This window comes from Streptomyces sp. NPDC088554, assembly GCF_044752945.1.
Taxonomy (GTDB): Bacteria; Actinomycetota; Actinomycetes; order Streptomycetales; family Streptomycetaceae; genus Streptomyces.
Map to the genome: position 1 here is coordinate 18,273 of NZ_JBIVMF010000004.1, position 23,935 is coordinate 42,207.

At 71.1% G+C, this 23,935-nt stretch carries 25 protein-coding genes and 1 pseudogene; 15 read left to right on the plus strand and 11 right to left on the minus strand.

Annotated features, from left to right (window positions below):
* Positions 1 to 50 precede the first annotated feature (50 nt).
* The 5 genes from ACIP8W_RS05695 (at position 51) to ACIP8W_RS05715 (ending at position 5,671) form a co-directional block, all read left to right on the plus strand.
* Positions 51 to 800 carry a hypothetical protein gene (locus tag ACIP8W_RS05695; protein ID WP_402202067.1) on the plus strand — a complete coding sequence of 250 codons (750 nt, stop codon included), beginning with the start codon at positions 51 to 53 and terminating at the stop codon, positions 798 to 800.
* Positions 797 to 2,080, plus strand: coding sequence for an ATP-binding protein (locus tag ACIP8W_RS05700; RefSeq protein WP_402202069.1), 1,284 nt, complete (start codon positions 797 to 799; stop codon positions 2,078 to 2,080). Before ACIP8W_RS05695 ends, ACIP8W_RS05700 begins: the two co-directional genes overlap by 4 nt.
* 187 nt (positions 2,081 to 2,267) lie before the next feature.
* Complete coding sequence (locus ACIP8W_RS05705) at positions 2,268 to 2,681, plus strand: SH3 domain-containing protein (RefSeq protein ID WP_401946655.1); 414 nt, start codon at positions 2,268 to 2,270, stop codon at positions 2,679 to 2,681.
* A 162-nt stretch (positions 2,682 to 2,843) separates the two neighbouring features.
* Positions 2,844 to 4,217 carry an FtsW/RodA/SpoVE family cell cycle protein gene (locus ACIP8W_RS05710; RefSeq protein ID WP_401946657.1) on the plus strand — a complete coding sequence of 458 codons (1,374 nt, stop codon included), beginning with the start codon at positions 2,844 to 2,846 and terminating at the stop codon, positions 4,215 to 4,217.
* The gene (locus ACIP8W_RS05715; RefSeq protein WP_401946660.1) at positions 4,214 to 5,671 is read left to right on the plus strand and encodes a penicillin-binding transpeptidase domain-containing protein; all 1,458 of its coding nucleotides are present in this window, start codon (positions 4,214 to 4,216) and stop codon (positions 5,669 to 5,671) included. The genes ACIP8W_RS05710 and ACIP8W_RS05715 overlap by 4 nt, the downstream gene beginning before the upstream one ends.
* Positions 5,672 to 5,872: 201 nt before the next feature.
* Here the strand turns inward: ACIP8W_RS05715 and ACIP8W_RS05720 are convergent, their stop codons facing one another.
* A complete protein-coding gene (locus ACIP8W_RS05720; protein ID WP_401947411.1) occupies positions 5,873 to 6,772 on the minus strand; it encodes an ADP-ribosylglycohydrolase family protein in 900 nt (299 codons plus the stop codon).
* Between the two features lie 127 nt (positions 6,773 to 6,899).
* Between ACIP8W_RS05720 and ACIP8W_RS05725 the strand changes: the two genes are divergently transcribed.
* The 4 genes from ACIP8W_RS05725 (at position 6,900) to ACIP8W_RS05740 (ending at position 10,091) form a co-directional block, all read left to right on the plus strand.
* A complete protein-coding gene (locus tag ACIP8W_RS05725; protein WP_402202072.1) occupies positions 6,900 to 7,865 on the plus strand; it encodes an alpha/beta fold hydrolase in 966 nt (321 codons plus the stop codon).
* 98 nt (positions 7,866 to 7,963) lie between these two features.
* Positions 7,964 to 8,899, plus strand: a complete 936-nt coding sequence (locus tag ACIP8W_RS05730; protein WP_402148654.1) for a diiron oxygenase — start codon at positions 7,964 to 7,966, stop codon at positions 8,897 to 8,899.
* 255 nt (positions 8,900 to 9,154) lie between these two features.
* The gene (locus ACIP8W_RS05735) at positions 9,155 to 9,463 is read left to right on the plus strand and encodes a hypothetical protein (protein WP_402202074.1); all 309 of its coding nucleotides are present in this window, start codon (positions 9,155 to 9,157) and stop codon (positions 9,461 to 9,463) included.
* A 214-nt stretch (positions 9,464 to 9,677) separates the two neighbouring features.
* Positions 9,678 to 10,091 (plus strand): hypothetical protein, encoded by a 414-nt coding sequence (locus ACIP8W_RS05740; protein ID WP_402202076.1) that lies wholly within the window; start codon positions 9,678 to 9,680, stop codon positions 10,089 to 10,091.
* A 63-nt stretch (positions 10,092 to 10,154) separates the two neighbouring features.
* On the opposite strand, the gene ACIP8W_RS05745 is transcribed toward ACIP8W_RS05740, so the two are convergent.
* Both ACIP8W_RS05745 and ACIP8W_RS05750 read right to left on the minus strand, forming a co-directional pair.
* A complete protein-coding gene (locus ACIP8W_RS05745) occupies positions 10,155 to 10,370 on the minus strand; it encodes a hypothetical protein (protein ID WP_402202078.1) in 216 nt (71 codons plus the stop codon).
* 244 nt (positions 10,371 to 10,614) lie between these two features.
* Entirely contained in the window at positions 10,615 to 10,938 is a 324-nt protein-coding gene (locus ACIP8W_RS05750) for a hypothetical protein (protein ID WP_402202080.1), read from the minus strand.
* Between the two features lie 178 nt (positions 10,939 to 11,116).
* Between ACIP8W_RS05750 and ACIP8W_RS05755 the strand changes: the two genes are divergently transcribed.
* Both ACIP8W_RS05755 and ACIP8W_RS05760 read left to right on the plus strand, forming a co-directional pair.
* The gene (locus ACIP8W_RS05755; protein ID WP_402202082.1) at positions 11,117 to 11,971 is read left to right on the plus strand and encodes a helix-turn-helix domain-containing protein; all 855 of its coding nucleotides are present in this window, start codon (positions 11,117 to 11,119) and stop codon (positions 11,969 to 11,971) included.
* A 14-nt stretch (positions 11,972 to 11,985) separates the two neighbouring features.
* On the plus strand, positions 11,986 to 12,183 hold the full coding sequence (locus tag ACIP8W_RS05760; protein ID WP_402202083.1) for a DUF397 domain-containing protein: 198 nt from the start codon (positions 11,986 to 11,988) through the stop codon (positions 12,181 to 12,183).
* Positions 12,184 to 12,266: 83 nt separating this feature from the next.
* Here ACIP8W_RS05760 and ACIP8W_RS05765 read toward each other — a convergent pair whose 3' ends face one another.
* On the minus strand, positions 12,267 to 12,563 hold the full coding sequence (locus tag ACIP8W_RS05765) for a hypothetical protein (RefSeq protein ID WP_401946675.1): 297 nt from the start codon (positions 12,561 to 12,563) through the stop codon (positions 12,267 to 12,269).
* A 216-nt stretch (positions 12,564 to 12,779) separates the two neighbouring features.
* Between ACIP8W_RS05765 and ACIP8W_RS05770 the strand changes: the two genes are divergently transcribed.
* Both ACIP8W_RS05770 and ACIP8W_RS05775 read left to right on the plus strand, forming a co-directional pair.
* Positions 12,780 to 13,058, plus strand: a complete 279-nt coding sequence (locus tag ACIP8W_RS05770) for a hypothetical protein (protein ID WP_401946678.1) — start codon at positions 12,780 to 12,782, stop codon at positions 13,056 to 13,058.
* A gap of 121 nt (positions 13,059 to 13,179) precedes the next feature.
* The gene (locus ACIP8W_RS05775; protein ID WP_402202086.1) at positions 13,180 to 14,445 is read left to right on the plus strand and encodes an NlpC/P60 family protein; all 1,266 of its coding nucleotides are present in this window, start codon (positions 13,180 to 13,182) and stop codon (positions 14,443 to 14,445) included.
* A gap of 75 nt (positions 14,446 to 14,520) precedes the next feature.
* Here ACIP8W_RS05775 and ACIP8W_RS05780 read toward each other — a convergent pair whose 3' ends face one another.
* From ACIP8W_RS05780 to ACIP8W_RS05800, 5 genes are all read right to left on the minus strand, one after another.
* Positions 14,521 to 15,759: a styrene monooxygenase/indole monooxygenase family protein gene (locus ACIP8W_RS05780; protein WP_401946683.1), complete on the minus strand. Its 1,239-nt coding sequence runs from the start codon at positions 15,757 to 15,759 to the stop codon at positions 14,521 to 14,523.
* Positions 15,760 to 15,823: 64 nt separating this feature from the next.
* On the minus strand, positions 15,824 to 16,477 hold the full coding sequence (locus ACIP8W_RS05785) for a GTP-binding protein (RefSeq protein ID WP_401946686.1): 654 nt from the start codon (positions 16,475 to 16,477) through the stop codon (positions 15,824 to 15,826).
* Positions 16,458 to 16,871: a DUF742 domain-containing protein gene (locus ACIP8W_RS05790; RefSeq protein ID WP_401946688.1), complete on the minus strand. Its 414-nt coding sequence runs from the start codon at positions 16,869 to 16,871 to the stop codon at positions 16,458 to 16,460. Before ACIP8W_RS05790 ends, ACIP8W_RS05785 begins: the two co-directional genes overlap by 20 nt.
* Entirely contained in the window at positions 16,871 to 17,356 is a 486-nt protein-coding gene (locus ACIP8W_RS05795; RefSeq protein ID WP_401946691.1) for a roadblock/LC7 domain-containing protein, read from the minus strand. Before ACIP8W_RS05795 ends, ACIP8W_RS05790 begins: the two co-directional genes overlap by 1 nt.
* Complete coding sequence (locus ACIP8W_RS05800) at positions 17,353 to 20,172, minus strand: nitrate- and nitrite sensing domain-containing protein (RefSeq protein WP_402202089.1); 2,820 nt, start codon at positions 20,170 to 20,172, stop codon at positions 17,353 to 17,355. The genes ACIP8W_RS05795 and ACIP8W_RS05800 overlap by 4 nt, the downstream gene beginning before the upstream one ends.
* A gap of 587 nt (positions 20,173 to 20,759) precedes the next feature.
* Between ACIP8W_RS05800 and ACIP8W_RS05805 the strand changes: the two genes are divergently transcribed.
* On the plus strand, positions 20,760 to 21,548 hold the full coding sequence (locus ACIP8W_RS05805) for a protein phosphatase 2C domain-containing protein (protein WP_401946697.1): 789 nt from the start codon (positions 20,760 to 20,762) through the stop codon (positions 21,546 to 21,548).
* Between the two features lie 204 nt (positions 21,549 to 21,752).
* Here the strand turns inward: ACIP8W_RS05805 and ACIP8W_RS05810 are convergent, their stop codons facing one another.
* Positions 21,753 to 22,250, minus strand: a complete 498-nt coding sequence (locus ACIP8W_RS05810; RefSeq protein WP_401946699.1) for a MarR family winged helix-turn-helix transcriptional regulator — start codon at positions 22,248 to 22,250, stop codon at positions 21,753 to 21,755.
* Between the two features lie 209 nt (positions 22,251 to 22,459).
* On the opposite strand from ACIP8W_RS05810, the gene ACIP8W_RS05815 reads away from it, so the two are divergent.
* Positions 22,460 to 23,248, plus strand: a complete 789-nt coding sequence (locus tag ACIP8W_RS05815; protein WP_402202091.1) for a lysozyme — start codon at positions 22,460 to 22,462, stop codon at positions 23,246 to 23,248.
* A 19-nt stretch (positions 23,249 to 23,267) separates the two neighbouring features.
* Here the strand turns inward: ACIP8W_RS05815 and ACIP8W_RS05820 are convergent.
* Positions 23,268 to 23,677, minus strand: a pseudogene (locus ACIP8W_RS05820) (S16 family serine protease); the annotation flags it as partial.
* Positions 23,678 to 23,935 lie beyond the last annotated feature (258 nt).

Genomic DNA, 23,935 nt, shown 5'->3' on the forward strand with positions numbered 1-23,935 from the left:
CCATCCCGCCATAAGGTGCTCCTGGAACGGCCGATCGTCCCAGGAGCACCTTGTCGTCTCGTCGCCGCATCGCCGCCGCAGTACCGGCCACCGTCGCCACGCTGGCCCTCGCCCTGTCCGCGTGCGGCGGCGAGGGCGGACTCAGCAGCGCGGGCCCCACCCCCACGGCCATCGGGCCCGTGGAGCTGTGGCCCGACCTGCCCGCGATCTCCTCGCCGCCCCTCGGCCTCGACGCGAGCAGCCGCGAGCGTGTCCCCGGCGTCGAGGTCGCCCCCGGCCGTATCGGCACCCTGGACCCCGTCGCCGTCGTCCGCGCCGAGACCGCCGCCTCCCCGGAGGACGCGTCGGGCATCGACGGGCTCCCCCGGCAGACCGCCGCCCGCCTCGCGAGCTGCGACGGAACGCCCGTCGGACCCGCCGGACCCACCGGACCCACGGTCCCGGCCGCCCCCTCGGACTGCCCGGTCCTCCGCGCGTACCACCACGACCTGACCGGGGACGGGCGCGACGAGCTGATCGTGGCCGTCCGGCTGCCGTACCAGCGGCTCGCCGTCCGCTGCTACACCGCCGAGAAGGGCGGGCTGACCCGGATCATGTCCACCTCCGACCGGGTCATCGGCGCCGAGCTGGCGGGCCGGGGGCTGATCCTGCGCGTGGCCTCGGCGGGCATCCCCGGGTACGAGTACCGCACGACCTGGTCCTGGGACCGCCGCCGGGGGACCATGGTCCCCACCCGCGGCGAGATCGCCCCCGACACCACCCGCACCCCCTGGCCGGCGCCGACGGGCCTCCTGCCATGAGCCCCCGGCCGCCCGCCTGGACCGCCACGCTCACCTGGAAGGCCGCCGTCTTCATCACGGTGATGTGCTGCGCGCTCGCCGCGCTGCTCGGCGCGCTCGTCCACGTATCGGTGACCCGGCAGACCGTCCACTCCGTACGCGAGAAGGCCCTCTCCCGACTGTCCGAGGCCGTACAGGCGTACGAGGCGGGGCAGCCGCTGCCCCGGTTCGCCGGGGTGGACACGCCGGGCCTGCCCGAGCCGCTGCGGGCGCTCGCCACGAGCGGGCGGCGCGGCACCATGGTCGGGGACCGGAACGGCCTGCCCATCATGTGGGCGGCGGGCCCCGCCGACGGCCACACGCTCGTGGCCCAGGTCGACTACAGCCTCAGCCGGAGCACCATCACCCACCTCGACCGTTCGATCCTGGCCTCCTCCGCGCTCGCCATCGGCGCCACCCTCCTCGTCGGCGCCTTCGCGGTCACCCGGGTCACCCGGCGGCTGCATCTGACGGCGCGGGTCGCGGGGCGGATCAGCGCGGGCGATCTCGACGCCCGCGTCAACGACCCGCACACGAAGGGGCGTTCGCGGCCGCAGGACGAGGTGGCCATCGTCTCGGGCGCGCTGGACGCGATGGCCTCGACGCTCCAGGACAAGCTGCTGAGCGAGCAGCGCTTCACCGCCGATGTGGCCCACGAGCTGCGCACCCCGCTGACCGGCCTCTCCGCCGCCGCCGAGCTGCTGCCCGAGGGCCGGCCGACCGAGATGGTGCGCGAGCGGGTACGGACGATGCGGACCCTGACCGAGGACCTGCTGGAGATCTCCCGGCTGGACGCCCGTACGGAACGGGTGGACCTCGCCGTCCACACGCTCGCTCCGCTCGTCGAGGGGGTGGTACGGGCCTCGGGCGCCGACCGGGCGTCCCGGACGGAGGTGCGGATCGTCCGGGACGCCCGGGTGGAGACCGACCGGCGGCGGCTGGAACGGGTGCTCGGCAACCTCCTCGCCAACGCACACCGGCACGGACAGCCCCCGGTGGTGGTGACGGTGGACGGGCCGACCGTGACCGTACGGGACCACGGCGTCGGCTATCCGGCGTATCTGCTGGAGCACGGGCCGCAGCGGTTCCGCACGGAGGGGAGCGGGAAGGGCCACGGGCTGGGGCTGACCATCGCCGTGGGCCAGGCCACCGCGATCGGGGCGGAGCTGTTCTGCCACAACGCGCCGGACGGCGGGGCGCTGGCGCGGCTGACGCTCCCCGCGTACGTACGGTCCGCACCGCACGACGACGACGCGGGCTGAGACGGCGCGCGGACCGGAGAGGACACGCGGGCCGGGCGACACGCAGGGTGAAACACGCGGACCCTGAGTAGCGAACCCCGCGGGACGGATCTAGCGTGAAAACCGCGAGCCACATGCCGGAAATGACCGGCTTCGCACCCGCACTACGTCAGAACGCCCACCACAGCACTCGAAGCAGGAGAGTCACATGCCCGTGCGTTCCCTCGGCCGTACCGCCGCCGCCCTCGTCGTCTCCGCCGTCACCGCAGCCACCCTCGCGACCGCCGTCGTCGCGCCCGCCACCGCCGCGCCGAAGGCCGCCGACCCGACGCCGACGGTCGCCGACCAGGCGCCGGCGCCGGACGACACCTCCCACCACAGCGTGGGCCGGTACCGCGGCGAGGTCATCGCCAAGACCGGGCTGAACCTCCACGACAAGCCGTACCGCAGCGCACGGATCGTCGGCTCGCTCGAATACGGAACGATCGTGCGCATCTTCTGCCGGGTGTCCAGCGACCCCGTGGACAACACCAGCCAGTGGTACCTGCTCGCGGACGGCAGCTGGGCCTGGGCCACGGCCCGCTACATCCGGGACCTCGGCGAGGAGCCGCACGAGTGCTGACCGGCACCCGTACGCACCACCCGGCACATGTGACGCACTGAGCGCATGGTGACGCACAGGTGACGCAGTGAGCCGGGGCCGCGCGCCCCGGCACCCCCGGCGGCATGCCCCACGTACGCCATAAGCGGATATAAGGCATGCCGCCTTGCTAAGTTGCCGCGCATGACCGCACCGACAGCGGACGCGTCCCCGCCAGGTCCCCCTGGGCTCCCCGGGCCCCCCGGACCGCGCGTCCCCAAGCGCCGGGGCGTCGAACTCTCGCTCCTCTTCTGCGCCGTTCTCGTCTGCGTCCTCGGCTATGTCGCCGTCGGGCTCGGCAGGAACGGCGCCGTGCCGCCCGACGTGGCCCGTTACGGCGGCGGGCTCGGCGCGCTCGCCCTGCTCGCGCATCTCGCCGTCCGGCTGTGCGCCCCGTACGCGGATCCGCTGCCGCTGCCCATCGCGGTGCTCCTCAACGGCCTCGGGCTGGTGCTGATCTACCGGCTCGACCTGGAGACCCCGCACCAACCGGCCGCGCCCGCCCAGCTGGTGTGGTCGACGCTGGGGGGCGCCCTGTTCATCGCCGTCGTCGTCCTCCTGCGCGACCACCGGGTCCTGGCGCGGTACGCCTATCTCTCGGTCGCCACCGCGCTGGCGCTGATGATCGTGCCGATCTTCTTCCCCGCCGTGAACGGCGCGAAGATCTGGATCAGGGCCGGCGGATTCTCCATCCAGCCGGGCGAGTTCGCCAAGATCCTGCTCGCCGTCTTCTTCGCCGCGTATCTCGCCGCCAACCGCCACGCCCTCGCCTTCACCGGCCGCCGGTTCTGGCGGATCCAGCTCCCCACCGGCCGGGTGCTCGGTCCCCTGGTGGCGATCTGGCTGCTCAGCGTCGCCGTCCTGGTCCTGGAGCGCGATCTGGGCACCTCGCTGCTCTTCTTCGGCCTCTTCGTGATCATGCTGTACGTGGCGACCGGGCGCACCGGCTGGATCGCCGTCGGGCTGCTGCTCGCGGCGGTCGGCGCGTTCGCCGTCGGCTCGCTGGAGCCGCATGTGCACGGCCGGGTGGAGGACTGGCTGTCCCCGTTCGCCTCCATCGAAGCGGGGCGCGGGCCCGGCCAGCTCGCCCAGTCGCTGTTCGCGTTCGCGGCGGGCGGGCTGCTCGGCACGGGGCTGGGGCTCGGCCACTCGGTCCTCATCGGTTTCGCCGCCAAGTCCGACTTCATCCTGGCCACGGCGGGCGAGGAGCTGGGCCTGGTCGGGCTGACCGCCGTCCTCCTGCTGTACGCGCTGCTGGTGGCCCGGGGGCTGGGCACCGGGCTGGTGCTGCGCGACCCGTTCGGCCGACTGCTCGCCGTAGGGTTCGCCTCGATCCTGGGCCTCCAGGTCTTCGTCATCGCGGGCGGGGTGATGGGGCTGATCCCGCTGACCGGGATGGCGATGCCCTTCCTGGCCCAGGGCGGCTCGTCCGTGGTCACCAACTGGGTCATGGTCGCGCTGCTCGTACGGCTGAGCGACTCCGCGCGCCGGCCGCACCCCGGGGAGGTGGCCCGGTGACCCGCCACATCCGGTGGACCGCCGCCTTCTTCCTGGTCCTGCTGGCCGCGCTGCTGGTCAACGCGGCCAGGATCCAGGTCCTCGACGCGGACTCGCTCGACAACAACCCGGCCAACCGCCGCGACGCCGTCGCCCGTTACTCGCAGCCGCGCGGCGCCATCCTGGTCGACGGCGAGTCCGTCACCGGCTCCCGGGACTCGCGTCAGCAGTTGCGTTACGAGCGCACGTACACCCAGGGACCGCTGTACGCGCCCGTCACCGGCTACGCCTCCCAGACGTACGGCACGACCCTGCTGGAGAACGCCGAGGACCCCATCCTCTCCGGTACGGACCCGATGCTCGCCCCGTTCCCCTTCTGGCACGACATCACCCGTGGCCGCCGCCCCGGCGGCAAGGTCGCCACCACCATCAGCGCCCCGATGCAGCGCGCCGCCTACGAAGGACTCGCCGGACGGCGGGGCGCGGTCGCCGCGATCGAGCCGTTCAGCGGCCGGATCCTGGCGCTGGTCAGCAGCCCGTCGTACGATCCCGGACTGCTCTCCGGTACGGGCACCCGGACCATCGACGCCTGGACCCGGCTGACCGGCGACGACGCGCAGCCGATGCTCAACCGGGCGATCCGGCAGACCTATCCGCCGGGCTCCGCCTTCAAGATCGTGACAGCGGCGGCGGCACTGGACGCCGGGGTGGTCACCGATATCGACGAACCGACCGGCATCCCCGACCCGTACGTCCTGCCGGGGACCTCGACCACGCTCCCCAACGAGGCGGAGGGCTGCGACCGGGCGTCGCTGGCGTACGCGATCCGCTGGTCGTGCAATACGGTCATGGCCGGGCTCGGGGTGGAGACCGGGCTCACCAGGATGCGGGAATCGGCGGAGAGGTTCGGCTTCAACGACGACGGGATCCGCATCCCCTCGGGTGTGGCCGCCTCCCACTTCGACACCGAGATGAGCGACGATCAGCTCGCGCTCTCCGCCATCGGCCAGTTCGACACCCGGGCGACCCCGCTCCAGATGGCGATGGTCGCGTCCGCCGTCGCCAACGGCGGCGACCTCAAACGCCCCTATCTGGTGGACCGGACCCTGGCCTCGGACGGCACCACCGTCTCCCGCGACGGCCAGCGCACCTACCGGCGCGCGATGAACCCGCTGACGGCGCAGCGGCTCCGGGAGCTGATGATCGAGGTCGTCGAGGACGGTACGGGCACGAACGCGGCCATCGACGGCGCGACGGTCGGCGGCAAGACCGGAACGGCGCAGCACGGGGTGGGCAACTCCGGTACGCCGTACGCCTGGTTCATCTCCTGGGCGCAGTCCGGCACCTCGGGCCGCCCGGCGGTCGCGGTGGCGGTGGTCGTGGAGGACGCGGCGGCGGACCGCGCGGACATCAGCGGCGGGGGCGACGCGGCGCCGATCGCGCGGGCGGTGATGGAGGAGGCGCTGCGGGACTGAGGGCTGCCCTCGGTGTCCGCCTATCCAGGCCGGAACACCTGATGGCACATGTACGAGCGGCACGGGTTCGCGGCGGAGGACGAGGACCCGATCGATGTCCTCATGGTGCGACACCCATCGGGCCCGAACATCTCTCGGTAGGACGACAGCGGCTCGGTGGTGCTACGACAGCGGCTCGGCAGGGCTACGAAAGCGGTAGCGCTACGACAGCGGCTCGCGCCGTTCCCGCCAGGCCGCCGGGACCGCCCCCGTACCCGTGCGGGCCGCGACGATGCCCGCCGTGATCGCGCAGGTGGTGTCGACGTCGCCGAAGCCCTCCGCCGTGGACCAGAGCGCGGCGGCCAGATCGTCCCGGTGGCGGGCGGCGGTCCAGACGGCGAACGGCACGGTGTCGTCGGCGCGGATCCGCTGCCCGTTGCCCAGCAGGTCGGCCGCCTTCCAGGGCTCGGTGGCGAAGGGCAGCTCCGCCGCCCGCGCCAGGCCCTCGCGCACCGTGCCCTCCGGGGTGGCCTCGGCCACCGCCTCGACGGTCAGTTCGGCCCGTACGGAGAGCCCGGCGGCCACCGCGACGGCCACCGCGCCCGCTATGCCCTGGGGGTGGGCGTGGGTCACCTCGGCGGAGAGCGTGGCCTGTTCGGCCGCGTGGTCGAGGTCATCGGCGAACCGGGCGCCGAGCGGGGCCACCCGCACCGCCGCGCCGTTGCCGAGGCTGCCGCCCTCGAACAGTTGCGGGGCGAGGGTGCGCCAGCTCTCGGGCTCGGTCAGCAGCGCGGGTAGGAGCATATGCATGCCCTGGCCGTAGCCCCGGCCCGGATCGGTCTCGTAGGTGAGGGCGAAGATCGCGGCCAGCCGGTCCTGGTCGATGGTGCCGCACTCGTCGAGGACCCGTTGGATCGCGAGGGCCATGGCGGTGTCATCCGTCCAGTACCACTCCAGCTCCTGTGGGGTGACCCGCGCCCTGATCTCGGCGAGCGCGCGCCTGCGGTCACGGAAGAGAGGAAACCAGCGTTCGCCGAAGGCATCGCCCAGGGCGAGCCCCTCCAGACTGCGGCGCGCGGCTTCGTGGTCTGTGCCTGTGCGTTGAGCGGTCATACGCGCCATGGTGCCGTGCGGGACAGCGGGGCGAGGCATGATTTGGTCGTATATCCATGATGAAGCCACAGCGGGGCCGATTACCTCCTTCTGCCGGACGATTTCAACGGCCCGAGGCAGGTCGTACCGTACTCGCATGCCTCCCCGACCCCACCCTTCAGCCCACACCCATGCCCACACTCCCGTCCACACCCATGTCCGTGACCACGGTGGCGACGGTCCGCCGCTCGTCCTCCTGCACGGCGCCGGGCGCTCGCTCGCCGACTGGGACGCGGTCGCGCCGCTGCTCGTACCGCGCCACCAGGTGCTCGCCGTCGATCTGCCGGGCCACGGCCGCTCCCCACCCCTGGTCGGGCCCTGGTCGTTCGACGCGATGACAGAGGTGCTCGCGGATGTCCTGCGGTCGTACGGAATCCCCGACGCCGTACCGGTCGGGCACTCCCTGGGCGGGATGATCGCGCTGCGGTACGCGGCCGGACACGCCCCGGTGACCCCGGGCGCCATCAACCTCGACGGCTTCTGGTGGGGCCGGCCCGTGCAGTACCCGGACCTCGACCCGGCGGTCGTCGAGCAGGGCCTCGCCCGGATCGGCGGGATGACGCGCGCGGCGGTCAGCGGAATCGCGCCCGCCGAGTACGTGGAACAACAGGTCGCGTACGCGGCCCTTTTCGGCATCCCGCCCGAACGCGCCGAGGCCACCACCCGCGCCTCGGTGCGCGAACTCCCCGACGGAAGATTTCAGTTGCTGCCCGAGCGTGCGAGCGCGCTGGAGATGTACGACGCGCTGGACGCCCTCGACCTGATGGCACTGCTGCGGGCCATGCCCTGCCCCGCGCTCTGTGTACGGGGCCGCCGGGCGCAGCCCCCGATGCCGGGCCTCGCATGGCTGGACGAGCTGTTCGGCGCGTACGCGAAGGGGCTCGACCGCGACCTGGCCCGGATCGCACAGACCCGGCCCACCACCGCACCGCTCACCGTCGAGGACCTGGACGCGACGCACGCGATGCTGCTGGAGGAACCGGAGGAGGTGGCGGCGAGGGTGCTGGCGTTCACGGAAACGCTGGGTGGCCGGCCCAAGGTCCGGAACAGCCACGGGGATTGACGTCCTTACTGACTGGCAGTCTCATAAGAAACAAGGGATGACCGCCGGCAGCCAGGGCGATAGCCGGCACAGCGACCAGCCGTGAGGTGCGCGCAGCCATGACGCCAGTGACCGAACGCGACGTACAGATGCTCCATGACGCCCTCGGCCCGCTCAAGGACCGCGAACAGGTGGCCGCACGCCTGCTCGAATCCTCCGCCGAGCACTCCTTCGACCCCGACACCGAACTCGACTGGGCGGCCCCGGCCGAGGACGACAAGTGGTTCTGGCCGCCGGAACTGGTCTCCCTCTACGACACCCCGCTCTGGCGGACGATGTCCGAGGACCAGCGGATGGACCTGTCCAGGCACGAGGCCGCGTCGATCGCCTCGCTCGGCATCTGGCTGGAGATCATCCTGATGCAGCTGCTGGCCCGGCATATCTACGACAAGCCCGTGACCAGCAATCACGTCCGTTACGCGCTCACCGAGATCGCCGACGAGTGCCGGCACTCGATGATGTTCGCGCGGATGATCCAGAGCCTGGGCACCCCGGCGTACCCGGTGCCCGGGCTCCACCACAACCTCGCCCGCGTCCTGAAGACCATCTCCACCACCCCGGGCTCCTTCGCCGTCACCCTCCTCGGCGAGGAGATACTCGACTGGATGCAGCGCCTGACCTTCCCGGACGAGCGCGTCCAGCCCCTGGTGCGCGGGGTGACCCGCATCCACGTCATCGAAGAGGCCCGCCACGTCCGCTACGCCCGCGAGGAACTCCGCCGCCAGATGGCGACCGCCCCCCGCTGGGAACGCGAACTCACCCGCCTCAACTCCGGCGAGTCCGCCCGGATCTTCTCCAGCTGCCTCATCAACCCACAGGTGTACGAGAACGTCGGCCTGAACCGCCGCGAAGCCGTGACCCAGGTCAGGGCAAGCGGCCACCGCCGAGAGGTCCTGCAGTCCGGCGCCACACGCCTGACCGACTTCCTGGACGACATCGGCATCCTCCAGGGCCCGGGGCGTCGCCTCTGGAGGTCCTCGGGGCTGCTGGCCTGAGCGGTTCAGGGCGTGAGTGATGGTTCGTCGGCATGCCCGGTCGGTTCATCTTACGGCGGCGCACATATATGGAAGTATGCGAAAGAACAAGTTGAGGAACAGGTCGCACAATGAGACGAGCCATGGCGGATATCGCGCTGGACGCCTTGCAAGTAGGCATGCTTCAGCCCACGTCAGGAACCCGGAACTCTCTGCCCATTTCCCTCGCCGAAGGGCCTGTCGCCGCCGATGTCTGGATTGAAAACAATCTTGGGCTTGCTCTACTCATCCACCGCCGCAGTGACCCTCATCTACACGGGGCGCAACGACGCGGAGGAGGAGGGATACGAATCTACGCGCGCTGTAACGGTTCTGGTCGGCAGCAAGGTGGATCTCATCGAGATCGAGGACCTGTCGCAGGTCATCACGGCGCGGAGTGGGCGTTTCACCACAGACGTCAAGTCTCCCCTCATGCTGCTCGTTCTGCGGCCTGGACAGAAGTTGCGTGTATCGGCCCTACGACACGAGGGCTCCTCCTTGGTCAAGATTGGCAGCGCCATGAAGTTGTTCTTTGCCGAGCGATGAGCTCGTATCCATGGACTTCCCTCACGTGCAGTACTACCGGGGCGGCAAGAGGTACGGAAAACGGGCCTACCGGCCCGGCCTCCGGCACATCTACCGTGCCTGGCGTTCCCGAAGTGGCCGACCGCTCCCCGTGAGCTGACATGAAACTCGGGGGTGTGGGACGGGCTTCGCCCCGCCTCACACCCCCGAGTGTCGCAAAACGAAAGGCTGTTCCATGTGGAGTGGCTGCACACCCATCCTGAAAGAGGAGCCCGACCCGTCCGGGCGGGAGATCTCGGGCTGGCGCGTTCCGGGCATCGGCGAGATCGACATCGAGTCCGCAGGGTTCCGGATGTCCGTGCTGCCCACGGGCAAGACCCTGCACATGGAGCTGACGTTCGCCGGCGCGTACGCCGAGTCGGAGACAGAGCCCTACCGCCCCTTGGGGCCTGCGGCACTGTCACTGGAGGGCGTGCGGTCCATCGCCCTCGACACACTTGGAGCACCTGCCGAACCGCTGTGGAAGCAGGTGCTGCGCGGGGATCCACACGACGAAGTCCTATGGATGGCATGGGACGAGGAAAACGATGTCCTGCATGTACGGGACGGGGGAGCCGCCCTCTCCTGCCGGGGTGGCACCTGGCGCTGACTGATTGAGGAATTTCATCCCAATTCCCCCTGATCAAAAGATTTTACGAGGAGACTGTCAGGATCAGCACGACTGCTCGATATAGAGAAGATCGCGACCGTCCGCGGAATTGAATTGGTACGGCCGATAACTCGGCAGGTCGTCGCTGTCGATACGGTCCTTGATACCGGCCCACGCAGCATCCCTCTCCTCTGCGGGCACGCACCACAGACGGTCGCTGGCACCCTCGCCGATGATCATCACATCGGCAGCGCGGACAAGCCGCTTCGCCAGTCGCACGTCCAAGGGACCCCTGCGGACAGTCCATCGGCATCCGTCAGCGTCGACAAGCTCCCCCGCGCCCGCAGGCGACAGGACAAAAGGACCCTCGACAGGTTCCGCCGGCTCCAAGGACGACAGCACCGCGGCAAAGCTCACGTTTCCAGGACACTTCTTAGCCATAGAACGAGCCTCTCATTTCGCGCGCGCAAGGACGAAGATGTACCGCGGGGGCCGGACCGGGTCCGGCCCCCTTCATACATACTCAGGCCGCCGGGGTGGTCAACTCCGGCTCCAGCCAGACCACTCGGGACGACTGGCCGTCCTCCCGCCCGAAGTACCGCGTTACGTTCTCCGGCGCCGCCAGCCGCAACCGGCCGCCGGTACCCACCCGCGTGACCTCGGCCGGGCCACCCTCGTGCGCCAGCCCCCAGGCGACGACAGCGGCGTCCTGGCCCAACGCCCCTTCCCCGTCGCGGTACTCCACGACGACGGCGAAGAGACGGGGCGCGGTGTCGTGCACGAGTTCGTACAACTCCCTCTCGTAATCGAACGAGTTCAGGGCAGAGTCCTGCGGCGATACGGTCATCACGATCCCCTTCGGTAGACACACCCGTCCGCCCGGCCAGGACGCGGCAGGGCACGGCGGAGCGAAGACGCCTTACGGCGGGGCCACTTGGTCTGTGGCGTGCTTCACACCGTACCCCCGAAGGATAGGATGCATGCCGTCATCTCGACGCGATACACCCGAACGAGAAAGGGAACCCATGCCACGAAAGAGCGTCCCGCCAACGGTTCGGCAACGGCGCCTCGGCGCTGAACTGCGCAGACTCCGCGAGTCGGTGGACTTGTCCGCGACTCAGGCGGGCGCCCTCCACGGCACTTCCCAACCACGCGTCAGCAGCATCGAAGCAGGCACTTACGCGGTGGGCGCGGACCGGGTCCGGGCGATGGCCCGGAGCTACAGCTGTACCAATGAGGCGTACATCGACGCACTCACCGAGATGACTGGCGGCAGGACGCGCGGGTGGTGGGACGAATACCGCAGCCTGCTTCCGCCCGACGCCATCGACGTTGCCGAGCTCGAACACCACACCTCGTCGATGCGAACCTCAACTTTGGGTCACATGCCAGGACTGCTTCAGACCAGAGCGTATGCCCACGCCGTCATTAGCGATGTTGTGCCATCGTTCGCACCTCACGAGGTGGAACACCGGGTCTCATTCCGGATCAAGCGGCAGGTGGCGGTGTACGGAGAGAATCCGAAGCCACTGACGGCAATCCTCCACGAAGCCGCCTTGCACATGGGGTTCGGCGGCCCCGAGGTGACCCGCACACAGCTCAAGCACTTGCTCGAAGTGAGCGAGTTGGAGCACGTCGCGATCTTGGTCATCCCCTTCGGTGCTGGCACCTTCCCCAGCGCCGGAACCGGCATCTACTACATGGCTGGCGCAGTTCCGGCCCTGGACACAGTCCAGCTCGACACAGATCACGGCCTCACATTCCTTGACGCCCAACCAAAGTTGGTGAAGTACCGAACAATCCTGGACTACATCGAGCGCTGTACCCTCAAACCAGGGAAATCCCGGGATCTGATCCGCCGCGTCGCAGCAGATTTGTAAGGAAGGAAAGGTATATGTCCGCCCTCCACTGGCAGAAGTCCTCATACAGCGGTGAGGGGAACGGCTGTGTCCACCTCGCCGCTGCCGACGACGGCAGCATCAAGCTCGTCGAGAGCGACGACCCGAAGGTGATCGTCACCACCACCCCCGCCAAACTCCACACCTTCATCCTCGGCGTCAAAGCCGGAGAGTTCGACCGTTTCACCGCGTAAGTCGGCACCCTCGGGTCGGAACAGACGACGACGGGGGCGGCCCGCCGGTGTCCGGTGGGCCGCCCCCGAGGGCGCGCGGTAGGTCAGCCGCCCTGGGGGGCGCCGAGGCAGGTGCCCCTGTAGACGGACCTCCACGACCCGTTGGAATTCTGCGTGTCGCTCCACGTGCCGGTGACGCCGTTGTTCGCCGCGCACTGGTTCGCCGCGGCGCTCTGGGCGTTCGCCCGCGCAGCCCCGCGCTGACTGTCCGTGGCGGTGCCCGTCACGGACCCACCCGCCGGCACAGTGCCTGCGGCGAACGAGGTGCCGCCCGTCGCGAGCAGGGCGCCGCCTGCGAGGACAGCGGCCGCCAGGGCCTTTGCGCTCAGAACCTTCACCATGCACCTCTCATGTCCGGGGCTGCCCGATCCGGCAGCCGCCGTCCAAAGCCTTGCCTGTGGTGATCCGCGAATGATAGAGGCAGATCACCTCAATCCTTGGTCCAGGAGGTTCCGGGGCTACGGACGCGGCAGCGACCTGACCAGCATCGACGTCACCGGCCCGCCCCTGCGGCCCCGCTCCGACCCGCCCCCTGTCCCGCGGGCGAGACTGGACCCATGAGAAGCGAAGACACCCCCTTTGTCGGCGGGCCGCTCGACGGTCGCGTCCTGCCCGTCCTGACCGGCGCCACCGGGCATCCGCCGAAGTGGTACAAGGTGCCGGTGCCGGATGCGAAGGGTGGGCCACCCACCGTGTTCGCGTACCGGCGCGTACCCGCCGGGTACAGCAAGCGGCTCGGGATCCAGCGTGGCTGGAAGTACGAGTACGCGCCCGAGGGGCATGTGCGCGAGCCGCTGCGGTGGCCCTGGTCGAAACCTGCTCGCCCGAAGGAGTGATGTCGTTGCGCCACTCCGGCCATTAGTGCGTTAGTCGGACGAGTCGGGGGCCTTTGGCGCCCCATCATCCCGTAGGGCTGGACTCCTCAGTTCGCTCCAGTTCGCCACCGGAGGTGATGTCGTGCCAGGCAGAGTGCTGCGATCCAGCTGTACGGCGGCGGCGCTGGCCGCCGTGACCGTCCTCGCGGGCGTGCCGTTCGCCCCGTACGCCACGGCGGAGCCCGTACCCGTAACCACGGCGGAGCCCGTACCCGTACCCGTACCCGCAGCGGAGCCCGTACCCGTAGCGGAGCCGACGCCTGTGCCCACGTCCGACAACACGTCGGCGAGTGGCCCCGCGGACACCAGCGTCTCCGCGCTGCTCACCCGGCTCCAGCGGCTCTACCGGGAGACCGAGGAGGCCACCGAGGCGTACAACGCCACCGAGGTGAGTCTCCAGCGGCGGCTCGCCGAGACCAAGCGGCTGACCGCCGATCTCGCGCGCGCCCGTAACGCCCTGAGCCTCAGCCGTGGGGCGGCCGGGCAGTTGGCGCGGGAGCAGTACCGGGGGGAGTCGGAGCTGTCCGGCTATCTGCGGCTGCTCCTCGCCCCCGACCCCCGGCGCGCCCTGGACGAGGGGTATCTGCTGGAGCGCGCCGCCCGTGCCCGGCTGGACACGATGCGGAAGCTGGCGGGGGGCGAGAAGCGGGCCGCCGCGCTGGCCACCGCCTCCCATGACGCCCTGGCGGAGCAGGAGGCGCTGGCCGCGCGGCGGAAGGAGCAGCGCGATACGGTCACGGCCGGGCTCCAGGAGGTCGAGAAGCTGCTCGCCTCGCTCAGCAGCGATCAGATCGCCGCGCTGACCGCTCTGGAACAGGCGCATGCGGACAAGGCCCAGGAACGGTTGGTCGCCTCCGGGGCCTTGGGCGAACCCGCCACCAGCATCCTCAAGGCCCCCTCCCCCGCCGGTTCCGCCGCGCTGGAGTACGCCGCCGAGCAGATCGGCAAGCCCTACGAGTGGGGCGCCGAGGGGCCCGGGGCGTTCGACTGTTCCGGGCTGACCTCGCGGGCCTGGGCGCGGGCCGGGGTCACCATCCCCCGTACCAGCCAGGAGCAGTGGAACGAACTCCCCCGGGTCTCCCTGCGCGAGCTGCGCCCCGGCGATCTGGTCGTCTACTTCCCGAAGGCCACGCATGTCGCGATCTACCTGGGCGAGGGCCGGGTCATCCAGGCCCCGCGCCCCGGGGCGCGCGTCAAGGTCTCGCCGCTCGCCGCGAACCCGCCGCTCGGCGCCGTACGTCCGGATCCGCGCGCCGCCGCGCTCGCCCCCGGCGCGTACGAGCCGCCCGCGCTGCCCAAGGGCGCGACGGACGGCTCGGATCTGGGGTACGGCGGGACGCGGCGGTAAAGGACACGGCGGTCAAGGACGCGGCGGTAAGCGGGGCTCCGCGGTAAAGCCGGGCCGTCGGACCGCGCCGGGACGTCAGACCGCCGCGCGCGCCTCCGCCAGGAACGCGTCCGTCTTCTCCGCCTCGTAGAAGAAGTTCTCCAGGTCCGCCGGGTCGTCGAAGCTGTTCGCGAACCGGTCGGCCACGCGGGGCAGTTCGCCCGCGCCGATCAGGTCGAGTACGTTCTCGGGCGGGGCGCCCAGCATGGCGCTCGACCACTTGGTGACGTGCTGGGCCGTGCTCGCCCAGAAGCGTTCGAAGGTGGCGCGCATCCACGCCTCGTCGAACTGCCCATCGCCGTGGTCCACGATGGCGTCCAGATACAGGGCGGCGCACTTGGCGGCCGAGTTGGAGCCCTGGCCGGTGATCGGGTCGTTGGTGACGACCACGTCGCCGACCCCGAGGACCATGCCGCCGCCGGGCAGCCGGCCCACGGGGTGGCGTACGGTCGGCGCGTACCGTCCGGCCAGGGTGCCGTTCGCGTCCGTCAGCTCGGCCTTGGTGGCGCGCTCGTACTCCCAGGGGACGAAGCGCTTCATCAGGTCCAGCGCCACCGCCAGGTGCTCGGCGGGGTCCTTGATGCCCTGGAAGGCGTCGAGCGGGCCGCCCGGTATGCCCTCCCAGAAGATGATGTCGGCGCGGCCGGAGGTGGTGAGGGTCGGCATCAGGAAGAGTTCACCGACGCCCGGCACCAGATTGCAGCGGAGCGCTTCGGTGTCGGGGTGCTCGGGGCGCGGGTCCAGCCCGTGGACGTAGCTGACGGAGAGGGCGCGCTGCGGGGCGTCGAACGCCGAGCGGGCCGCGTCGCGGCCGAACATCGAGACCAGCTCGCCCTTGCCGGCCGCGATCAGGACCAGGTCGTACGTACGGGAGAAGTAGTCCAGGTCGGAGACGGCCGCTCCGTGGATGACCAGTTGGCCGCCGCGCTGGGCGAAGGTCTCCATCCAGCCGGCCATCTTGACGCGCTGGTCGACGGATTGCGCGTAACTGTCGAGCGTGCCCAGCCAGTTGACGGCGCGCGAGGCGTCGGGGGCGGCGACCGAGACGCCGATGCCGGTGACGCGCGTGGCCTGCGTCTCCCAGAAGTCCAGGCGCAGATCGCGTTCGTGCTGGAGCGCGGTGTGGAACATGAGCTGCGTGGACATCACTCGACCTGTCCTGATCTCGTCCGCCGTGCGGTTGGACATCAGGGTGATCTCGTACCCCCGCGACTGGAGGCCGAGGGCGAGCTGGAGGCCGGACTGACCGGCTCCGACGATGAGTATCTTCCGCATGGGCGAGCAAAGCTCCCTTGGGTCCGTGCACGGCCTCGGGCGCGCCCGGGGCCGTGCACGGCAGTTACTCGGGAGAGACTGCGAGCGCGTGCCGCACCAGCGCGAGCAACGACTCGACAGCCGTGTTCTTCTTGCGTGCGTCCATGATCAGTACAGGGATGCTCCGCGGAATCGTCAAGGCGTCCCGTACGTCGTCCGGCTGGAACTCGGGGGTCCCCTCGAACTGGTTGACCGCCACGACGTACGGCAGGCCGCAGCTCTCGAAGTAGTCGACCGCCGGGAAGCAGTCCGGCAGCCGCCGTGTGTCGGCCAGGACGACCGCCCCGATCGCGCCACGCACCAGGTCGTCCCACATGAACCAGAAGCGCTGCTGACCCGGTGTGCCGAAGATGTACAGCACGAGGTCGTTGTCGAGCGTGATCCGGCCGTAGTCCATCGCCACGGTCGTGGTGACCTTGTCGGGCGTCGAACTGAGGTCGTCGGTGTCGGCGCTCGCCTCGGTCATCGTCGCCTCGGTCTGGAGCGGCGGGATCTCCGAGACCGCCGAGACAAAGGTCGTCTTGCCGACGCCGAAGCCGCCCGCCACCACTATCTTGGTGGCGATCGGCGCCCTCGTACGGTCCAACTGCCAGTCCTGGACCACCTCTTCGGGCTCGGCGGTCCGTGCGGCCGTAGCGGTCCCGGCCGCCATGGTGACGTCAGAGACGACGGAGTCCACTCAGCACCCTTTCGAGCAGCGCGTTGTCCGGCCTGCCACTGGCGTGGCCGGTCTCGTACACACGGATCCTGCCCTGGTCGGCGAGGTCGCTGAGGAGCACCCGCACCACCCCCAGGGGCATCTTGAGCAGCGCCGAGACCTCGGCGACGGTGCGCATCCGCCGGCACAGCTCGACGATGGCCCGCATCTCCGGCATGACGCGGGACGCCCCGCCGCCGTCCGTCAGCTCCTTGCGCTCGTCGCCCGGTTCGAGCGCGGCGACGAACGTCTCGACCAGCAGGACGTGGCCGAAGCGGGTACGTCCTCCGGTGAGCGAGTACGGGCGGACCCGGGCCGGTCTGCGGTCCGCGCCGCGTACGGGCAGTTTGCCGACGGGTTCGGCGGCGGAGGTCATCAACTGGCCTCCATCGACGTACGCAATTCGTCACGCAGCTCCGGGGTGAGCACGTGTCCGGCCCTGCCGACGAAGAACGCCATGTGGTACGCGACGACGCTCATGTCGCAGTCGGGCGTCGCGTGGACCCCCAGGAGCGAGCCGTCGCTGATCGACATGACGAAGACGCTGCCTTCCTCCATGGCGACCATGGTCTGTTTGACCGAGCCGCCGTCCATCAGCTTCGCCGCTCCCACGGCGAGGCTGCCGATACCCGAGACGATGGTGGCCAGATCCGCGCTGGAGCCCCGGGGGCCCTCTCTGCGGGTCCCTGCGTTCTCCGCCGCCTTGGCGTGCTGCCCCGGGTCGGAGGAGAGCAGGAGCAGTCCGTCGGACGATACGACGGCGACCGCGTGGGCTCCTGGCACCTCCTCGACGAGGTTGGTCAAGAGCCAGTGCAGGTTACGGGCTTCGCTGCTCAGTCCGAATGTGCCGGTCGCGGTCAACTGCGTGCCTCCTCGACTGTTCCCCCCGTGTCTTCGGTGCCCAGCTCTGTCCGGCCGGGGGGCGCCTGCCGCCCCGTGGAGTCCGTCCGGCCCTGCTGGTCCTGCTGGTCCTGCTTTTCTTCCCCGGTCGCCCCGGTTGCCCCGGTCTCTCCGGTCGCCCCGGTCTCTCCGGTCGCCCCGGTCTCTCCGGTCAGCTCGGCCTCGACATCGCGCCGGCCGTCCTTCGCTCCCTGGTGGAAGCCGCCCAGCCTGCGCCGCAGCTCCTCCGCGTCGACGCTGCCGGTGCGCCCGGTGGGCGCCTCGGCGGGCTTGACGATCTTGGGGGTGCGCTTGGGCAACCCCTTGTCGGTCACACGTGGCCGGTCCTCGGCGGTCTCGACCGGGGCCTCGGGCTGCTTGGGCAGCCGCATGAGGAAGGTGTCCTGGTCGGTTCCGGCCGTCCTCGGTTCGTCCTCGGCGGCGCGCTCGTGCGTCTCCGGGCCGATGTCGTAACGGCCGGGCGCGGGCACCGACTTCGCCGCGGCCGCCGCTTCCGCCGCCTCCGCCTTGCGGATCGCCGCCTCCGCCGCCACGACCAGCGGGTCGACCTCCTGCCGCGACGCGAGCGCCGGGGAGTCGTCCGCCGCCGGTACGGCCTCCGCCGGTACAGCCGCCGCCGGACGGGTCACGGACGGTACGGGGGGCCTCGGGACCGCCGGAAGCAGCGCCTTCGGCAGGATGACGACCGCCGCCACGCCCCCCTGCTGGTGCTCCCGCAGCTCCACGCGTACGCCATGGCGCGCCGCGAGCAGCCCGGCGACCCGCAGACCGAGCCCCTCGCTCTCGATGCCGGTGGCGGTCCGCCGGCGCGGTGTCTCGTACTCCTGCGGGCTGTCCGGGTCGGCGAGCCTCGCGTTCAGCTCGGCGAGCCGGTCGGCGGACATGCCGATGCCCTCGTCCTGTACGGAGAGCATCACCTCGCCGGTCTCCAGCAGCCAGCCGGAGAACTGGACATCGGCCTCCGGGGGCGAGAACGAGGTGGCGTTCTCCAGCAGTTCGGCGACGAGGTGGCTCAGGTCGTCGGCCGCGAAGCCCGCCACCTGGATGTGCGGGGGCAGCGACTGGATCGTCACCCGTTCGTACCGCTCGATCTCGCTGACGGCCGCGCGGGCCACGTCCACCAGCGGGACGGGGCCCGAGGCGCCGTGGCCGTGGTCGTGACCGGCGAGGACCAGCAGGTTCTCACTGTGGCGGCGCATGACCGTGGCCATGTGGTCGAGCTTGAAGAGGGTGGCGAGCTGCTCCGGGTCGCGTTCGCGCTCCTCCAGGCCCTCGATCACGCCGAGCTGGCGCTCCACGAGGCCGAGGGTGCGCAGCGACAGGTTCACGAAGGTGTGGTGGACGGTGTGGCGCAGCCGCTGGAGCTGGACGGCCAGTTCGGCCGTGCGCTCCTGGAGTTCGGCGCGCTGGACGTCGAACTTCTGGCGCGCGCCGATCAGGTCGCTGCGGTCGCCGTCCAGCTCCCGGGTACGGGAGCTGAGGCCGAGCAGTTCGCCGTGGAGGGCGTTGACGGACCGTACGACCTGGGCGAACTCGTCGTTGCGGCCGGTGAAGCGGATCGGTTCCTCGGTGGCGGGCGCCGCCGCGAGCCGGGCCGCGCCGATCCGTACGACGGCGAGCGGGCGGGTGAGCGTACGGGCGACGGCGGTGGAGATGCCCACGGCGACGATCAGGCAGCCGCCGAGGAGGGCGAGGCTCAGCTCGAACGCGGTGACCTCGTCGTCGCGCATCGTCTCCAGCCGCTCGACCTGGCTGGAGCCGAGGCCCGACTCGACGCCGCGCATCTGGTCGATGCGGGCGGAGAGCGCGGCCTCGACCTTGTCGGCGTCGACCGCGCGGTCCTCGGTGGAGAGTTCGGGCCGGTCGGTGAGGCGGGTCAGATAGGTCTCGGCGGACATGACCTCGGGGCCGGTGACGCTGGCGGTGAGGGACTCGCGCGCCTCGCCGGTCGCGGTCTGGTCGAAGTCGGCCAGTGCGGCGAGTTCGCGGACGCGGGACTTCTGGGCGTCGGCGCTCAGCTCGTCGCGGAGCTGGTCGTTCTTCTCGCTCTCCGCGCTGACCGGGGCGGCGACGTAGCCGCCGGTGATCGGGTCGTACACCTGCCCGGCGGAGACGGAGGCCGGTACGGCGAGGGCGGCGAGCAGCAGTCCCCGGGTGGCGGACGCCTGCTCGACGGCGCGGCCGAGGGCGGCGGGCCCCCGGGAGCCCCGGGCGGCCTCGGCGGGGGTCCGCTCGGCCAGCTCGTCGGCGAGCGTCTGGAGCTTGGCGATGATCTGGGAGTACGCGCGGTACGCCTCCATCGCCGAACCCTTGCCGGTGAGGGCGGTACGGCGGACGGAGGGAACGGTCGCGAGGTCGCGCAGCAGCTCCGGGGAGGCGGAGCCGTCGGCGCGGATCTCCTTGATCTGACGGTCGACCCGGGCGCTGCGGGTGTCGGTGATCCCGTGCTCGCCCTGGCCCTTCCCGCCCGTCTGGTCCTCACGGCCCGCGGCGATATGGACGAGGACCTCGTCGCGCTCGTCGGCCAGCGAGTGGGAGAGCGCGACGGCCTGCTGGTCCAGCTCGGCGAGGGTCGCCAGGTTCTGGGCGTCCTTCAGCTCGGTCGAGGCGCTGAGGATCGCGGGGGCGCCCGCCGCTATGACGGTGACGCCGATGAGGGCGACACCGACGACCAGCCGGTTGCGCACCCGCTTGCGGCGGCCCTCCTTCTCGGGGGGACCGCCTGCCGGGGCGCCGCCGGCCCGGGGGGCCGCCGTTCCCGTACCGTTCGCTCCCATGGCCGGGGCCGGGGTCGCACCCGGTGTGCCGCTGAGGTCACCCGGAGCCTGGGGCCCACTCGGTGTCCGGCTGTCACCCGGGGCTCCGCCGCGCGTGACATCCGTGACATCTTTGCCCCGAGGCCGCTTCTTCTGCACCGGTGCTCACATTCTTGACTCGTCCACCCATGAAGCAGAGGTGACGACCGGTCACAGCGAGAGAACCCCCACCCCTGGCACGGTTTTCGACCATTCCAGCGCTTCTTGGGAGGGGGCGCGCATCGGCCGCTCCGCCACCTGAACGAGTGAACATCACGAAGGAGTTGGCGAACAACTCTTCCCGCCACACGCCGTGCTCGAACCTGGCGTGCCGGGTGGACCTACGGCGCGGGCTTTGGCAGGATGCCCGCCCGCAGCTTTCCGGACGCGCCAACGGCCGGTCACGGCTCCCCGAATCGTGCCGTCCGGCGGCTCCCCGCCGCTCCCTCAGGACCGCGATCTGACCGAAACCCGGCGGTTGGACCGGCCCTACGGCCAGATCGTCACCCCGTGCAGGCCCCGTGAAGGAGTCATGCGGGTGATCGGGAGGATCGTGCAGACTGCACCGCATGCGTATCGAACTGGCCACCGCACCCGGTGACGCGCTCCGCCCCAATGAGGACTGGACGGCCGTGGTCCTGCCCGCCGCGGGCGAGGGCGGTGCGCTGGTGGTGCTGGACGGGGTGACGCCTCCGGCGGGCGACGACGGTTGTGTGCACGACGTGCCCTGGTTCACGGCGGGACTGGGCGGCGCGCTGGCCGATCTGTCCGGTTCTCGAAGGGATATGCCGCTGACACGGATCCTGGCCGCCGCGATCGGCCGTACGGCGGACTCCCACCGCGCAACCTGTGACCTTTCTCACCCGCGCACCCCGCAGGCGACGGTCGTCCTCGCGCGCTGGGGCGCCGCCGAGGTCGAATATCTGGTGCTATCGGACTCCGCCCTGCTGCTGGAATCGGCGGACGGGGAGGTGCGGGCGGTGCTCGACGACCGCCTCGACCGCGTCCCGCGCGAGGTGCTGCGCTCACTCACCGCTACCGACGCCCTGCGCAACACGGAGGGCGGGTTCTTCACCGCGGCGGCGGATCCGGCCGTCGCCGCGAGGGCGGTCACGGGCCGCGTCCCGGCCGGGGAGGTGCGCTCCCTGCTCGCCCTGACCGACGGCGCGACCCGCTGGGTGGAGATGTTCCGGGAGGGCGGCTGGGCGGACTGCCTGGCGCTGGTACGGAAGAACGGCCCGCAGGAACTGATCGACCGGGTCCGGGCGGCGGAGTCGGCACCCCCGGACGCGCCGGGTGCGGGCGCCCGCCGGGGGAAGCGGAGCGACGACGCGACGGTGACGTACGTGGAGCTGTGAGCCCGCGCGCGGCGACGGGACCGCCGGGGGATCGCGGGGGGATCGCCGGGGGATCGCCGGGGCGGCCGGTCCCGCACCCGACGGGACCGCCCGGGGATCGCCGACGGGAGCACCGGGGAGGGACCCCCGGGACCGCCCGTGGAGCACCCGGGAGAGACCGCCCGGGACCGCCCGTGGAGCACCCGGGAGAGACCGCCCGGCCGGTCAGCTCTCCGCGCTGGTGTTCAACTGGTGGAGCAACCGGGCCAGTTCGGCGATCTCCGCCCGGTCCCAGTCGGCCAGCTTCTGTACGTACACCTCACGGCGCGCGTCCCTGACGCGCCGGAAGCGGGCCCGGCCCTCGTCGGTGATCCGGATGAGCGAGGCGCGGCCGTCCGCCGGGTCGGGCTCGCGGGTGACCAGGCCCAGATCCTCCAGGGCGCGCAGCTGACGGCTCATCGTCGCCTTGCCGACCCCGAAGTAGCCGGCCAGCCCGGTGGCGCGCTCGGAGCCGGTCTGCTCCAGCCGTACGAGCAGTCCGTACGCGGCGGACTCCAGCTCGGGGTGGACCTCCCTGGCCATCTCGCCGGAGTTGGCGCGGGCCCGGCGCAGGAAGACCGCCAGCTCCCGTTCCAGCGCCAGGAATTCCTGGTGGACGTCTCTGTCGCCGCCCTCTGTCCCGGTTCCGGTTCCGGCTCGGCCCGTCCGCCCATCAGCACCCATCGTGCGCTTTCCCGCTCCCGAAAGTATTCCGCTTCCCAGGGCCATCGCCGTGGTGGGGCCAGTATTTCGCAGGTTTGTACCGTCGGCGGCGCGTGGCACCCTTCCGCCCCGCCGTACCGCGTGCGTAGCGTCAGGACGGCCGGTCGCTTTGGGGCTACTGGACCGGTATGACCGTACACATCCCTCACTTTCGGTACGGAGGCACGTCCATGCTCGCCGCCGCTCTCGCCCTTCTGCTCACCCTCCCCGGTACGGCGGCGACCGCCCCGGCCGACCCGTCTCCCGAGATCCCCGCCCGGGGCTCGGCCCATATGGGCATGGGGGTCGTCGCACACGACGGCCAGGGCGGCCGGCCGCCCTCCGACCGCGCCGCCCAGACCGAGGGGGTGGACGTCTCCAGCCATCAGCGCGCCGTCGACTGGCCCGCGCTGTGGGACAGCGACGTGCGGTTCTCGTACAACAAGGCCACGGAGGGGACCTCCTACCGGAACCCCTATTACACGCAGCAGTACGACGGCGCCCACGGCGTCGGCATGATCCGCGGCGCCTACCACTTCGCGACCCCCGACGACTCCAGCGGCGCCCGCCAGGCCGACTACTTCGTCGACGGCGGGGGCGGCTGGTCGCGGGACGGGCGGACGCTGCCGGGGGTGCTGGACATCGAGTGGAACCCGTACGGAGCACGGTGCTACGGCAAGTCGCGGACCCAGATGGTCGACTGGATCCGCGACTTCCTCACCACGTACCGCGCCCGCACCGGCCGCGAGGCCCTCATCTACACCGCCACCAGCTGGTGGAAGGAGTGCACCGGCGACTACCCGGGCTTCGGGGCGACCAATCCGCTCTGGATCGCCCGCTACAACACCACGGTCGGCGAGCTGCCCGCGGGCTGGGACGTCCAGACCATCTGGCCGTACACCTCCACGGGTCCGATCGTCGGCGACCACGACCGGTTCAACGGCTCCCTGGAGCGGGTGGTCGCCCTGGCCGACGGCTGAGAGCCGGCCGGGGCCGCCGTCACGCCGCCGCCGTGACCGGCACCTGGGCCGGGGAGAGCGCGATGGCGAGGACCCGACGGACATCCGTGACCGGATGGATCTCCAGCTCGCCGAGGATCTCGGCGGGTACGTCGTCGAGGTCGGCCTCGTTCCGCTTCGGGATCACGACGGTCGTGATGCCCGCGCGGTGGGCGGCCGGCAGCTTCTGCTCAAGGCCGCCGATGGGCAGGACCCGGCCGGTGAGGGAGACCTCGCCGGTCATGGCCACGTCCGTACGGCCCTGGCCGGTCATGGCCACGTCCGTACGGCCCTGGCCGGTCATGGCCACGTCCGTACGGCCCTGACGGTCACTCAGCAGGGAGCCGGCGCCGTCGTCAGGGTGCTGCCAGTGCCGGGGCCGTCCTCGGGGACCTCGCCCGCCGGGAAATTCGACGTGTTCCTTGGCCTGATTCCGGGGGTTCCGGCCCGGGTCGTCCGGCCCTTCCGGGGGCTTCCTGCTCCAACGCGCTGTGCGGGCACATGTGCCCGTCGTACCGGCGCTCCACAGGCGTTCGGCGTCTCCGCCCGTCCAGTGTCGACGATTCGGCGTCCTTCGAAGAGGACGTCGCGGCTTGCGTTGTGGTCACGGTCGTGCACGGTGGCGCACTCGCCGCACGTCCGCTCCCGGACGTGCGGGGGTTGGGGGCC

Coding starts and splice junctions, on each gene's coding strand:
- ACIP8W_RS05765 (WP_401946675.1), bottom strand. CDS start 12,563: ATGGTGAAGGTTCTGAGCGCAAAGGCCCTGGCGGCCGCTGTCCTCGCA.
- ACIP8W_RS05780 (WP_401946683.1), bottom strand. CDS start 15,759: ATGCGGAAGATACTCATCGTCGGAGCCGGTCAGTCCGGCCTCCAGCTC.
- ACIP8W_RS05705 (WP_401946655.1), top strand. CDS start 2,268: ATGCCCGTGCGTTCCCTCGGCCGTACCGCCGCCGCCCTCGTCGTCTCC.
- ACIP8W_RS05800 (WP_402202089.1), bottom strand. CDS start 20,172: ATGGGAGCGAACGGTACGGGAACGGCGGCCCCCCGGGCCGGCGGCGCC.
- ACIP8W_RS05790 (WP_401946688.1), bottom strand. CDS start 16,871: ATGACCTCCGCCGCCGAACCCGTCGGCAAACTGCCCGTACGCGGCGCG.
- ACIP8W_RS05760 (WP_402202083.1), top strand. CDS start 11,986: ATGTCCGCCCTCCACTGGCAGAAGTCCTCATACAGCGGTGAGGGGAAC.
- ACIP8W_RS05710 (WP_401946657.1), top strand. CDS start 2,844: ATGACCGCACCGACAGCGGACGCGTCCCCGCCAGGTCCCCCTGGGCTC.
- ACIP8W_RS05755 (WP_402202082.1), top strand. CDS start 11,117: ATGCCACGAAAGAGCGTCCCGCCAACGGTTCGGCAACGGCGCCTCGGC.
- ACIP8W_RS05810 (WP_401946699.1), bottom strand. CDS start 22,250: ATGGGTGCTGATGGGCGGACGGGCCGAGCCGGAACCGGAACCGGGACA.
- ACIP8W_RS05805 (WP_401946697.1), top strand. CDS start 20,760: ATGCGTATCGAACTGGCCACCGCACCCGGTGACGCGCTCCGCCCCAAT.
- ACIP8W_RS05740 (WP_402202076.1), top strand. CDS start 9,678: ATGTGGAGTGGCTGCACACCCATCCTGAAAGAGGAGCCCGACCCGTCC.
- ACIP8W_RS05700 (WP_402202069.1), top strand. CDS start 797: ATGAGCCCCCGGCCGCCCGCCTGGACCGCCACGCTCACCTGGAAGGCC.
- ACIP8W_RS05730 (WP_402148654.1), top strand. CDS start 7,964: ATGACGCCAGTGACCGAACGCGACGTACAGATGCTCCATGACGCCCTC.
- ACIP8W_RS05815 (WP_402202091.1), top strand. CDS start 22,460: ATGCTCGCCGCCGCTCTCGCCCTTCTGCTCACCCTCCCCGGTACGGCG.
- ACIP8W_RS05770 (WP_401946678.1), top strand. CDS start 12,780: ATGAGAAGCGAAGACACCCCCTTTGTCGGCGGGCCGCTCGACGGTCGC.
- ACIP8W_RS05720 (WP_401947411.1), bottom strand. CDS start 6,772: ATGGCGCGTATGACCGCTCAACGCACAGGCACAGACCACGAAGCCGCG.
- ACIP8W_RS05750 (WP_402202080.1), bottom strand. CDS start 10,938: ATGACCGTATCGCCGCAGGACTCTGCCCTGAACTCGTTCGATTACGAG.
- ACIP8W_RS05725 (WP_402202072.1), top strand. CDS start 6,900: ATGCCTCCCCGACCCCACCCTTCAGCCCACACCCATGCCCACACTCCC.